The sequence below is a fragment of the Sphingobium sp. MK2 genome (assembly GCF_040170545.1).
GTDB lineage: Bacteria > Pseudomonadota > Alphaproteobacteria > Sphingomonadales > Sphingomonadaceae > Sphingobium.
The window spans coordinates 16,671-28,383 of the sequence record NZ_JAZDXA010000039.1; the positions used below are offsets into that span (position 1 = coordinate 16,671).

The window sequence follows — 11,713 nt, forward strand, 5'->3', positions numbered from 1 at the left end:
CGTCCATCCTTATATTGGTGCCATGAAGGAGATGTACCATGGATATGACGCTGCCCCGCCCGATCGCCGACTATTTTGCCGCGGACAAAGGCCAAGATGTTGGGGCCATTTCCGCCTGCTTCACAAACGCTGCGACAGTCAAGGATGAGGGAAATAGTTACCAGGGACGAGATGCGATCAAGCAATGGAAGGCGGAATCTTCCCAAAAATATACCTATAGCGTCGAACCCTTTTCCATAGCGGTCGAGGGTGAGCAGATTATCGTCACCAGCCATCTGGTGGGGGATTTTCCGGGCAGTCCGCTCGATTTGCGCTATTTTTTCATCCTTGATGGCGAGAAGATCGCCCGGTTGGAGATTAAGTTATGAGCGTCGAACCCCAGGGCGCTGCGCTCGATCCCTTTCTCAACCTGAGTGGTAAAAGGGCGCTGATCACGTCGGGCACCCGTGGCGCGGGCGCGGCGACCGTCTCACTTTTCCGCCAACTCGGCGCACAGGTGCTGACCGCTGCCCGTACCCGCCCGGACAGCCTCCCGGAGCCGCTGTTTATCGCCGCCGACCTCACGAGCGACGAGGGTTGTACAGCCTTGGCGGCGGCGGTGCGGGAGCGAATGGGCGGCGTGGATATCATCGTGCATATGCTGGGAGGGTCATCGGCACCCTCTGGTGGATTTGAAGCGCTAAGCGATGATATCTGGCAACAGGAGCTTGATCTCAACCTCATGCCGGCCGTCCGGCTTGATCGCGAACTCGTTCCTGCAATGCTGGCGCGCGGTAACGGCGTCGTGATCCACGTAACATCCATCCAACGACAATTGCCGTTGCCGGAGGCTACGACGACCTATGCGGCAGCGAAGGCTGCGCTGTCGACCTATAGCAAGAGCCTGTCCAAGCAGGTGTCGCCGCATGGCGTTCGTGTCGTGCGGGTGTCTCCCGGCTGGATCGAGACCGAAGCTTCCATCGATCTGGCCAAGCGGCTGGCATCGGAACATGACGGCGACGTCGAAACGGGCAAGACAATGATCATGGATTCTCTGGGCGGGATACCGATCGGTCGGCCCACCAAGCCGGAGGAGGTGGCAAGCCTGATCGCCTTCCTGGCGTCCGACCGGGCGGGTACGATTACGGGCACCGAATATGTGATCGACGGGGGCACGGTGCCTACCGTTTAGGACGCCCGGTCATGGATTGAATCGGTCAGCGCAGTGTTTACCACTCCAACAAAAAAGGGCCGCCCTTTGGGGCGACCCTTTTTCTATCCTCTCCCCGTGTAACAGGGACAGTCAGGAGGCCGTTTAGTCGGCCTTCGTCTGGAGATTGACGGCGGCGTATTTGCCGCGGCGGTCTACTTCCAGCTCAAAGTCGAGACGGTCGCCTTCGTTGAGGGCGGCCATGCCGGCGCGTTCGACGGCGCTGATGTGGACGAAGGCGTCGGGCTGGCCATCATCGCGCTGAATGAAGCCGAAGCCCTTCATCGCGTTGAAGAATTTGACCGTGCCGCTGGAGCGCTCGCCGGTCAGTTGGCGCTGGGGACCACCGCGTTCCGCACCGCCGAAGCCGCCGGGCGCTGCGCCAAAACCACCGGCGCGGGGTTCGCGCGGTTCGCGCGGCGGGCCGCGATCGACGACCGGGAGCGGTTCGCCTTCGATGACCAGATCGGTCGCCGACACTTTGCCACCACGATCGACCAGGGTGAAGCCAAGCTGCTGCCCTTCGGCCAGGCCGGTCAGGCCAGCCTGTTCCACGGCGCTGATATGGACGAACACGTCTTCGCCGCCATCGTCACGGACGATGAAGCCGAAGCCCTTTTGCCCGTTGAAGAATTTGACGACGCCCTTGCCTTCGCCAACGACCTGCGCAGGCATGCCGCCACGACCGCCACCGCCGCCGAAACCACCGCCGCCGCCGCCGAAGCCGCCGCTGCGCGGTGCGCCACCGCCGAAGCCGCCGCGATCACCGCCGCCAGCGCCAGCGCCACCACCGAAACCACCACGATCACCACCGAAACCGCCACCGCCGCCGAAGCGGTCACCACCGCCGCCGAAGCCGCCGCCAAAACCACCGCGACCACCGCCGCCGCCACCGGCACCCTGATCGTAGAAATTGTCGTCGCCGAAACCGTCGCGCTTGTCCTTGCCGCGCCCGCCGCGGCGACCTCTGTCAAAACTCATGCCCTGTTAGTCACTTTCGCTTCGCCCCAAGACCATTCGGACACACATGTCGGGCGAATGACATGCAAAATCCACCGCAAAGGCGGGTTTGGGAATCACTATATCAAATTTTCAAGGGAGCGCGAATGATTTTCACACCGGCGGTCCCGTTCCGTTCCTTTTGCTTTGGGCGCTGTGACTTGGCGGCACTATGGCCCTTCTGCCCGACCATGCAAAGCGCCGATTGCGATATGCCCGCTTTACCCATAGAGGGAGGCCTATGACCGTCCATTTCCATGAAGAAGATCTGCCCGCTGGCGTGCTTGCCCCCGGCCCGATCGCCGTCGATACCGAAACCATGGGGCTGATCACCCCGCGCGACCGTCTGTGCGTCGTCCAGATAAGCGATGGCCAGGGCGACGAGCATCTGGTGCGGTTCAAGCCGGGCAGCGACTATGCCGCGCCGAACCTGCGCGCGGTGCTGGCCGACCCGGAGCGGCTCAAACTCTATCATTTCGGGCGGTTCGATATCGCCGCGATCCAGCATTATCTGGGCGTGGTGGCAGCCCCCGTCTATTGCACCAAGATCGCGTCGCGGCTGATCCGCACCTATACCGACCGCCATGGGCTGAAGGAACTGGTGCGCGAATTGCTGGGCCAGGACATCAGCAAGCAGCAGCAGTCGAGCGACTGGGGCAACCCCGTGCTGAGCGATGCGCAGAAGGATTATGCGGCGTCCGACGTGCGCTACCTGCATGCGTTGCGCGCGGAGCTGGACAAGAGGCTGGTGCGCGAAGGGCGGATGGAATTGGCGCAGGCCTGTTTCGACTTCCTGCCGCACCGCGCCGCGCTCGACCTGGCCGGATGGCCGGAGATCGACATTTTCGCGCACATGTGAGGAAGTAGCAGCGCCGTGTCCGTCCAGGCCGATCAACAACGTGATGTACGCCGCCAATGGGCGCGGCCGGGGGGCAGCCATGACCGCATGGTCAAGCTGCTCAAAAACTGGCTGCCCGTGGCTGTGGGCGTGCTGAGCGCGCTGCTGGCGACTGCGCCCTTCACCGGCGGGGACAAGGTGAGCTTCGTCCTCGACAAGAATAAGGTCGAGGTGGCGAAGGAGCGGATGCGGGTGACCGAGGCGCTCTATCGTGGCGAGGACAGCAAGGGGCAGCCCTTTTCGCTGCGCGCGGGGTCGGCGGTGCAGAAAAGCTCGCGCGAGCCGATTGTGGACTTGAACAATATGTCGGCGCGCATCCTGCTGTCCGACGGCCCTGCCGTGCTGAACGCGCAAAAAGGCCGCTATGACATGGATAGCGAGCGAGTGGCGATCGTGGGGCCGGTGCAGTTCGAGGCGGCGGGCGGATACAGGCTGACCACGCGCGATGTCGGCATCGATCTCAAGACGCGGCGGATGCAAAGCGCGGGCCGGGTCGACGGGCGCATCCCGATCGGCACGTTTGGGGCCGACCAGTTACGAGCCGATCTCGAAGCGCGCACGGTGACATTGAATGGCCGGGCGCGCTTGCGTATCGAACAAAATGGTCTCAAAGGGCGCAACTGATGACACGCTCCTTCCTTCTGCTGACGATCGGCTGTGTGGGTGCCGCCGGGATGATGATCGCGGGTGCCGGTGCGCAGGTGTTCCAGAATCACGACAGCAATGCGCCGGTCAATTTCAACGCTGACCGGATCGAGGTGCAGGACCGCGCCGACCGTGTGGTGGTGTCGGGCAATGTCGAGGTGACCCAGGCGGGCATGTCGCTGAACGCCGCGCGGATGACCGTCGCCTATCGCAACCAGCCGGGCAGTGGCACGAGCGGCGTGGAGATCGACCGGATCGACGCATCGGGCAATGTCGTGGTGACCAAGGGCGACCAGACCGCGCGCGGCAATGTCGCCATCTACGACCTCAACAGCAAGCTGATCACGATGCTGGGCAATGTCGCGCTGACGCAGGGCGGCAATCGGCTGACCGGCGGGCGGCTGGTGATGGACCTCAATAGCGGGCGATCGACCGTGGACGGGCGGTCTTCGGGCGGCGCGGCGGGATCAAGCACCAGTCCGAGCGGGCGCGTGTCGGGCACCTTCACCGTGCCACAGCGGAAGAATTGACGCCCGCCGAGCGGGTTGTGCGCGACCGGGTGCTGGGCCGGGCGGAGGTCGAGGCGTTGCTGGCGGGGGCGGTGCCCCGGCACCTTATCGATTGCGATCTGGAGGGGGCAGACCTGAGTGGTCTCGCCCTGCCCGGCTGGACGTTCGAGACGTGCCAGTTGCGGCGCGTGGATTGGACCGGGGCGCGGCTGGAGGGCACGGTGTGGCGATCCTGTCGCGGGGCGTTTGCGAATTTCGTGGGCGCGGACCTCAATGAAGCGCGCTTTGTCGCCTGCGACCTCAACAACAGCCAGTGGCGCGGGGCGCGGTTGGGTGCGGCTGTATTCGAACGGTGCAAGCTGACCGGAGCCGACCTGTCGGAGATCAAGGCGTTCGACCTGCGTTTTGACGAGACGCTGCTGATCAACGCCAAATTGCCCGGCTTTTCCTTTCGCAAGCAAGTGCTGCAACGCATCGATTTCAGCGCGGCGGACCTGCGCAAATGCGATTTTCGCGATGCCCGATTCGAAGAATGCAGCCTGCGCGAGGCGCACTTAGCCGACGCTCGATTCGATGGCGCGGATTTGCGCGGGGCGGATCTGGGGGGATTGCGGCTGAACGATGCCAGCCGTTTTCGCGGCGCGACGATATCGCGCGCGCAGGCGAGCCAGTTGCTCGGCGAACTGGGGCTGAAAGTTCTGTAGGCCGCACAAAAACAAGCCCGGCGCTCTTGCGAGGCACCGGGCAGGATCAGGGTCTGTGGCTGGGAGCCGACCCGATAGGTTGCTGCGTCAGCCCTTTTTTTCGGGCGGCAGAGTAATCTTCACATCTTCGCCATTCTGGCCAGGGAAATTGGTGAACATCGCGTCGATCAGGTTGGGGACCAGATAGGTCAGCTTGTTCGACAGCGACTGAGCGCTCGCCTTGCCTTCGAACAGGCGAAGATTGTCGGCCGCGCGGTCGATCTTCATGCTGAGGCCGCTGGTATAGACGGTGTAGCTCGACACGTCGTTAAATCCACCGCCGCCAAAGAGCCACGGATCATAGAAGCCATAGCCCCAAGGACGACCCCAGCGACCGCCAAAGCCACCGCCCCATGGGCCGCCAAAACCGCCGCCCCATGGACCGCCAAAGCCGGTAGAGCGGACCTTTTCACGGCCATTGTCGACATCATAGGCGACGCGGACGATGAGATCGGCGCGCGCGGGATCGCTGGCCGGGACATAGCCGGTCTGCGCCAGCCGCTGTCCGACCATGTCGGCATAATGGGCAAATTCGAGACCGCCCGCGAGCTGCGGATTGTCAGCGACGATGGTGTAGCTCTGGCCCGCCGGGGCCGGGAGCTGCTGGAAACGGGCAACATCGGCCTTGAACGATGTGGCACAGCCCGACAGCGCAACCAGCGCTAGGGCAGGCGCTGCGAACAGACCGAACTTTTTGAAACGGGTCATTTATCTGCGTCCTGTATCAGGCATGAATCTTTGTGCATCATTGGAGCCTGTTCTAGCAAGCCACAACTGAACATCATTTGAACGCACGAGAAAACCGAACGGGCGCAAACCATGTCCTGTTACCTTAAGGACGTCACGGCCAGTCACAACCCGTAGATTTGGTCAGCGCATCAACCCCATCGCATCATAGGCAGCACGCAGGGTCGGATCAGCCGCCGCCGCCGCCTTGGCCGCACCCTTGTCGAGAATCGCGTCGAGCGCGGCATCGTCGGTGCGCAGTTCGAGGAAGCGCTGGCGAATCGGACGCAGCGTTTCGACCAGCACTTCGCCCAGCGCCGGCTTGAACGCGCCGAAGCCTTGCCCAGCAAATTCGGCGCAGACGGCATCGGGCGTGCGGCCGGTCAGCGTGGCGAGGATGCCGACGAGGTTGCTCGCCTCTGGTCGGCCCGCCAAACCGGCCGCGCTTTCAGGCAGCATTTCCTGGTCGCTCTTGGCCTTCTTCACCTTGGCCATGATCGCATCATCATCATCGGTCAGGTTGATGCGGCTCATGTCCGAAGGGTCGGACTTGGACATTTTCGCGCTGCCATCGCGCAGCGACATGATGCGCGCCGATTCCTTGGGGATGATCGGGTCCGGCAGGGTGAAGAGGTCAACGCCGAAATCGCTGTTGAATTTGGCGGCGATGTCGCGGGCCAGTTCCAGATGTTGTTTCTGGTCCTCGCCCACGGGGACATGGGTGGCGTTATAGGCGAGGATGTCGGCGGCCTGCAGCACCGGATAGACGAACAGGCCGACCGACGCGCCTTCGCGGTCCTTGCCTGCCTTGTCTTTGAACTGGGTCATGCGGTTCAACCAGCCGATGCGCGCCGTGCCGTTCAGCAACCAGCAAAGTTCGGCATGGGCGGGGACGCGGGCCTGGTTGAAGAGGACGCTGCGGTCCGGGTCGATCCCGGCGGCGACGAGTGCTGCGGCCATGTCGCGCACATTGCGGATACGCTGTTCGCGCACTTCATGCACGGTGATGGAGTGCATGTCGGCGAGAAAGAAGAAGCATTGCGAATCTGCGTCCATCTCGTCCTGCATCTTCACCCAGTTGCGGATCGCGCCGAGATAATTGCCAAGGTGCAGATTGCCGGTGGGCTGGATGCCGGAAAGGACGCGCATGGGATGATCCGTTCTATTGCGTTGTGGTCGTGCCCCGCCGACGCATCAGCGCCTTGATATCCGACAGCCGATAAGCGCCGGTGACGAAGCAGGCCAGCCCGTAGAGCGTGACGCCCGCGCCGACAAGTATGGCGAGCGCGATATAGCGCTGGACCATGGCCCCGCTAAGCCAGGGATCGAACAGGCTGGCCCCTGCAATCAGCGCGCCGCCCATGATGAGCGCAGCCAGCGCGAGGCGCGGCAAGCGACGGCGCAGCCCGGCATCGGCGGCAAAATGGCCGCGCTTGACGAGGGTGCGATAGAGCATCGCCACATTGACGGTGGAGGCGAGCGCGGTTGCAAGTGGCGGCCCGATATGACCGAGCGTCGGGATGAGCGCGGCATTGCCGATGATGTTGATCAGGATCGAGAGCATCGCATAGCGCACCGGCGTCCGCGTATCGCCGCGCGCATAATAGCCGGGCGTCAGCACCTTGACGAGGACATAGGCAGGCAGGCCGACCGAGAAGGCCGACAGCGCCCAGCCGCAGCGCATCGCGTCTTCGGCCGTGAAGCGGCCATATTGGAACAGCCCGCGCACAATCGGTTCGGCGACGGTCAGGAAGGCGATGGTGGCAGGCAGCGTCAGGAACAAAGCGAGTTCGATGCCCCGATTCTGCGTCTCCATCGCCGCTTCATCCTCGCCCTTTGACAGCATCCGCGAGATGGTGGGGAGCAGGATGGTGCCAAGGCCGATGCCGATCAGGCCCAGCGGTAGCTGGTTCAGCCGGTCGGCGTAATAGATATAGGTGATCGAGCCGGAGGCGAGCAGCCAGCCCGACAGGGCGGTGGAGACGAGCAGATTGACCTGCTGCGCCCCTGCCCCGGCCGCTGCGGGCACGATGAGGCGGAGGAGTTCGCGGACATCCTTGTCGAGGCGAGGCCGCTGGAGCTTTAACGAGACGCCCGCGCGGCGGCAGGCCCAGATCAGCCAGAGCAGTTGCAGTGCGCCGCCCACGGTGACGGAGATCGCCTGCACCCGCGCGGTTTCATATTCGTCGGCACCATGGAAGAACCACAGCCCGCTGATCATCGCGACGTTGAGCAGGATCGGCGCGGCGGCGTTGACCCAGAATTTGTCGAGCGAATTGAGGATGCCCCCCAGCAGCGAGGCGATGGAAATGAGCGCCAGATAAGGGATAGTGATGCGCGAGAGCGTGACCGCGAAGGCGAACTGGTCCGGGGTCGGATTCTGCCGCGAAAAGCCGCCCGACAGCGCCCAGGTGATCGGCCAGGCGGCGGCGATCAGCGCGAGGGTGAAGAGGATGAGGACCGGCAGCAGCACGGCGAGCGCGCGCTGGGCGAAGTCATAGCCCGCAGGCAGCCCGCCCTCCCCCGCCGCTTTCTTGTTGAAGAGCGGGATGAAGGCGGCGGAAAAGGCACCCTCGGCAAAGAGGGCGCGGAACATGTTGGGGAGGCGGAAGGCGACACCGTTGAAGGCGTCCGACGCGAACCCCGCGCCGACATAGCGGGCCGCAAGGGAATCGCGCACCAGCGCCAGGATGCGACTGACGAGCGTCAGCCCGCCGACCGATCCCAGGGCGCGGATGAGTTTCATGGCATTGCCCCCGTGCCCGTTCGCCCTGAGCTTGTCAGGCGTGACCGGCCGGTTCGCCTGCGGTCTGTTCCAGTGCCTGGGCCTGTTGCAGGTAGAGCGCGCCGAAATCGATCGGGTCGAGAATGAGCGGCGGGAAGCCGCCGTCGCGGATCGCGTCGGCCAGCACGCGGCGGGCGAAGGGGAAGATGAGGCGCGGGGCTTCGGCCAGCATGAAGGGCTGGATCTGCTCTTCGGGAACGTTGCGCATGCCAAAGATCGCGGCATAGAGCAGGTCGACGGCGAAGGCGGTGCCCTGCGGTCCGACGGCCTTGACGTCGATCTTGAGCGAGATTTCCATCACTTCTTCGCCGACGCGATCCGCGCCGATGTTGAACTGGACGTCGATCTGCGGCTGATCGGGCCACTGGTAGACGGCCGGGGCGTTGGGATTTTCGAAGGACAAATCCTTCACATATTGGCTGATCAGCGCGATCTGGGGCGCCGTGTCGGCACCGTTGCCTTGCGTGTTGATATAGGGGTTGGTGTCGGCTTCGTCGGCCATGGTCCGTCCTTATATGGTCAAGAATGTCCGGTGGGTCGCAACCCCCCGCGATGTGACCCGCGCGCTTAGCAGGGGGCGGGGAACAGGGCAATGGCACCGGCACGAAGGGGCTATTTGAAGTTGGGCACAAACATGCCTATGTTGGTGGGAACATTCTCCCCGCACAAAGGGTATAGATTTCCGTGTATGTGATCGTCATCCTCGCCATGATAGCCGGTTTTCTGGCGCTCCGGCTTTATTCCGTGCTCGGCAAACGTACCGGGCACGAGCAGGAGCCTGCGCTCCGCCCTGCCGAAGATCGCGCCAAGGTGACGGTGCTGCAGCCCCGGCCGATGGCAGATGGCTCTGGCGATTCGGTGCGTTTGGCCGAGGGGCTGATTGCGCCGGGTGCGGAAAATGGCGTGCGCGCTTTGATCGCCGCCGATCGCAGCTTCGACGTGCCGCAGTTCGTCGATGGAGCCAAGAGCGCCTATCGCATGGTGCTGGAAGCCTTTTGGCGTGGTGACCGGGACGAACTGGCCTGGCTGTGCGATGAGGATGTGCGCGCGTCCTTTGAATCGGCGATTACCGCGCGGGAGGCGGAGGGCCATGTGCTCGACAACCGTCTGGTGCGGATCGAGAAGGCGCAGATCGTGGAAGCGTCCGTCAATGGCGGCGTCGCCCAGGTTGCGCTGCGGTTCGAAGCCGATATCGCCGCCGTCACGCGCGATCAGGATGGCAATGTGGTCGCCGGGTCTATGACTGATGCGGTCGGGACCAACGATATCTGGACCTTCACCCGCGATATCCGCAGCGCCGATCCCAACTGGAAGCTCAGCGAAACCGACGAAGCGTGATCGGGGCATGATGCTGCGTTCTAGGGCGGGCGCGCTGGCCGCTGCCCTGCTGCTGTCGGCCTGTTCGGGCAGCATGATCCCGCCGTCCGCGACTGGCCCCGCGCCATCGCGGCCAGTGCCGCCGGGCGAAGTGGCCACCCGCCCTACCCCGGCCACGCCACGTCCCACTCTTCCCGTCGACATGCCGACTGATCCGGCGTTGGTGCCGGGCACCGCCGCCGCTTTGGGCGTGACGCGCGGGCCGGAGGTTGGCAGCCTGATCCCTTCGGGAGAACGATCGCGGCTGGCGTTGCAGGCGTTTCGCATTTCCTGCCCCACCTTGATGCGGCGCACCGATACCAGCGGGCTGACCAGGGGATCGGACTGGAACAATGCCTGTGCGGCGGCGTCGAGCTGGCCGGAGACCAGCGCCAGCGAGTTTTTTTCTCGCTATTTCGAAGCGGTGCAGGTGGGCGATGGCGCAGCCTTCGTCACGGGCTATTATGAGCCGGAAATTGCGGGATCGCGCACGCGCCAGCCCGGTTATGATGTTCCCATCTATCGCCGTCCTACCGACCTCATCGACGTGGATCTGGGCCAGTTCAGCGAGACCCTCAAAGGCCGCACGATCCGGGGCAAGGTGGCGGGCACCAAGTTCGTGCCCTATGACGAGCGCAAGCAGATCGTGAGCGGCGCACTGGCCGGGCGCGGGCTGGAATTGGCCTATGCAGCCGATCCGGTCGAATTCTTCTTCCTGCAGGTGCAGGGCAGCGGGCGGTTGAACCTGCCCGACGGCGGCGTCATGCGCATCGGCTATGATGGGCAGAATGGCCGCGATTATACCGGCATCGGCAAGCTGATGAAGGATCGCGGGCTGATCAAGGCCGGGTCGATGCAGGATATCATGCAATATCTGCGTGCCAACCCGGTCGAGGGGGCGGCGATCATGAACGAAAATAAGAGCTTCGTCTTTTTCCGTGAATTGACCGGCGCGGGGCCGATCGGGGCGCTCGGCGTGCCAGTGACGGCGGAAGGGACGGTCGCTGCCGATCCCAAATATGTGCCGCTGGGCGCGCCGGTGCTGCTTTCGCTCGACCGGGCTGAACCCAATGGCATGTGGATCGCGCAGGATACGGGCGGCGCGATCAAGGGCGCCAATCGCTTCGACAGTTTCTGGGGTGCGGGCGCACGGGCGCGCGGTATCGCGGGCGGCATGTCGGCGCGGGGCAGTGCGCTCATTCTGCTGCCGATCGGGTCGGTCGCCCGCCTCACCCGACCCTGACCGGGGTGGCGATGGCGCGGCGGCATCTATCGACCGATGAGCAGGCGTTGTGGAGCGCGCTGGCCCGGACGGTGCGGCCGCTGCGTCCGCAAAATCGCGCTCCCGTTGCGCTGCCCGTGGTAACCATCGACCCACCAGCGAAAAAGGGCGTTGCGCCGCCCCCTGCCCGCCACATTCCACCGCCTGCGCCTGTCCGCACGCCTGCCGCCGTACTGGACACGGGTTGGGAAAAGCGCATCCGCAATGGTGCGGTCAGCCCGGAGATGAGCATCGACCTGCATGGCCATAGCCTGTCGGCGGCCCACGCCCGGTTGCACCAGGCGCTGGGCGTGGCGCTGGCGCAGGGGGTGCGGGTCATCTTGGTGGTGACGGGCAAGCCCCCCAAGGGCGCATTGTCCGACAGCGCGGCGCGTCGCGGGGCGATCCGGGCCGAGATCGGCCATTGGCTGGAAACCAGCGCCCATGCCGACCGGATCGCCAGCGTCCGCGTCGCCCATCCGCGCCATGGCGGCGACGGCGCGCTCTATTTGATATTGCGGCGCAAAAAATAGCGTTGTCATCGCAAAGACGCTGACCCTTTCTTAACCACCGTCCTTCATATCCTTGCCCCCTAAGGCTTC

Annotated in this window: 14 protein-coding genes; 9 read left to right on the top strand and 5 right to left on the bottom strand. The window is 64.2% G+C overall.

Features of this window, described 5'->3' with window-relative positions; genetic code table 11:
- Window positions 1-38: 38 nt before the first annotated feature.
- On the top strand, window positions 39-368 hold the full coding sequence (locus V2I08_RS15865) for a nuclear transport factor 2 family protein (RefSeq protein WP_349635951.1): 330 nt from the start codon (window positions 39-41) through the stop codon (window positions 366-368).
- The gene (locus V2I08_RS15870; protein WP_349635952.1) at window positions 365-1,171 is read left to right on the top strand and encodes an SDR family oxidoreductase; all 807 of its coding nucleotides are present in this window, start codon (window positions 365-367) and stop codon (window positions 1,169-1,171) included. Before V2I08_RS15865 ends, V2I08_RS15870 begins: the two co-directional genes overlap by 4 nt.
- 123 nt (window positions 1,172-1,294) lie before the next feature.
- On the opposite strand, the gene V2I08_RS15875 is transcribed toward V2I08_RS15870, so the two are convergent.
- A complete protein-coding gene (locus V2I08_RS15875; RefSeq protein ID WP_349635953.1) occupies window positions 1,295-2,170 on the bottom strand; it encodes a cold-shock protein in 876 nt (291 codons plus the stop codon).
- A 259-nt stretch (window positions 2,171-2,429) separates the two neighbouring features.
- On the opposite strand from V2I08_RS15875, the gene V2I08_RS15880 reads away from it, so the two are divergent.
- From V2I08_RS15880 to V2I08_RS15895, 4 genes are read left to right on the top strand one after another with little or no spacing between them, the layout of a single operon-like run.
- A complete protein-coding gene (locus tag V2I08_RS15880) occupies window positions 2,430-3,047 on the top strand; it encodes a ribonuclease D (protein WP_037473566.1) in 618 nt (205 codons plus the stop codon).
- A 15-nt stretch (window positions 3,048-3,062) separates the two neighbouring features.
- Entirely contained in the window at window positions 3,063-3,710 is a 648-nt protein-coding gene (locus V2I08_RS15885) for an LPS export ABC transporter periplasmic protein LptC (RefSeq protein WP_349635954.1), read from the top strand.
- Window positions 3,710-4,261: an LptA/OstA family protein gene (locus V2I08_RS15890; protein WP_349635955.1), complete on the top strand. Its 552-nt coding sequence runs from the start codon at window positions 3,710-3,712 to the stop codon at window positions 4,259-4,261. The genes V2I08_RS15885 and V2I08_RS15890 overlap by 1 nt, the downstream gene beginning before the upstream one ends.
- On the top strand, window positions 4,258-4,944 hold the full coding sequence (locus V2I08_RS15895) for a pentapeptide repeat-containing protein (protein WP_349635956.1): 687 nt from the start codon (window positions 4,258-4,260) through the stop codon (window positions 4,942-4,944). Before V2I08_RS15890 ends, V2I08_RS15895 begins: the two co-directional genes overlap by 4 nt.
- Before the next feature lie 87 nt (window positions 4,945-5,031).
- On the opposite strand, the gene V2I08_RS15900 is transcribed toward V2I08_RS15895, so the two are convergent.
- From V2I08_RS15900 to secB, 4 genes are all read right to left on the bottom strand, one after another.
- Window positions 5,032-5,691 (bottom strand): DUF4136 domain-containing protein, encoded by a 660-nt coding sequence (locus V2I08_RS15900; RefSeq protein ID WP_349635957.1) that lies wholly within the window; start codon window positions 5,689-5,691, stop codon window positions 5,032-5,034.
- Between the two features lie 162 nt (window positions 5,692-5,853).
- The gene (trpS, locus tag V2I08_RS15905; RefSeq protein WP_349635958.1) at window positions 5,854-6,858 is read right to left on the bottom strand and encodes a tryptophan--tRNA ligase; all 1,005 of its coding nucleotides are present in this window, start codon (window positions 6,856-6,858) and stop codon (window positions 5,854-5,856) included.
- 13 nt (window positions 6,859-6,871) lie between these two features.
- Window positions 6,872-8,455 (bottom strand): murein biosynthesis integral membrane protein MurJ, encoded by a 1,584-nt coding sequence (murJ, locus tag V2I08_RS15910; protein ID WP_349635959.1) that lies wholly within the window; start codon window positions 8,453-8,455, stop codon window positions 6,872-6,874.
- 34 nt (window positions 8,456-8,489) lie between these two features.
- Window positions 8,490-8,996 (bottom strand): protein-export chaperone SecB, encoded by a 507-nt coding sequence (gene secB / locus V2I08_RS15915; RefSeq protein ID WP_349635960.1) that lies wholly within the window; start codon window positions 8,994-8,996, stop codon window positions 8,490-8,492.
- Between the two features lie 182 nt (window positions 8,997-9,178).
- Between secB and V2I08_RS15920 the strand changes: the two genes are divergently transcribed.
- From V2I08_RS15920 to V2I08_RS15930, 3 genes are read left to right on the top strand one after another with little or no spacing between them, the layout of a single operon-like run.
- A complete protein-coding gene (locus V2I08_RS15920; protein ID WP_349635961.1) occupies window positions 9,179-9,832 on the top strand; it encodes a Tim44/TimA family putative adaptor protein in 654 nt (217 codons plus the stop codon).
- Window positions 9,833-9,839: 7 nt separating this feature from the next.
- Window positions 9,840-11,093 (top strand): MltA domain-containing protein, encoded by a 1,254-nt coding sequence (locus tag V2I08_RS15925; RefSeq protein WP_349635962.1) that lies wholly within the window; start codon window positions 9,840-9,842, stop codon window positions 11,091-11,093.
- A gap of 11 nt (window positions 11,094-11,104) precedes the next feature.
- Window positions 11,105-11,644: a Smr/MutS family protein gene (locus V2I08_RS15930; protein ID WP_349635963.1), complete on the top strand. Its 540-nt coding sequence runs from the start codon at window positions 11,105-11,107 to the stop codon at window positions 11,642-11,644.
- Window positions 11,645-11,713: the final 69 nt, after the last annotated feature.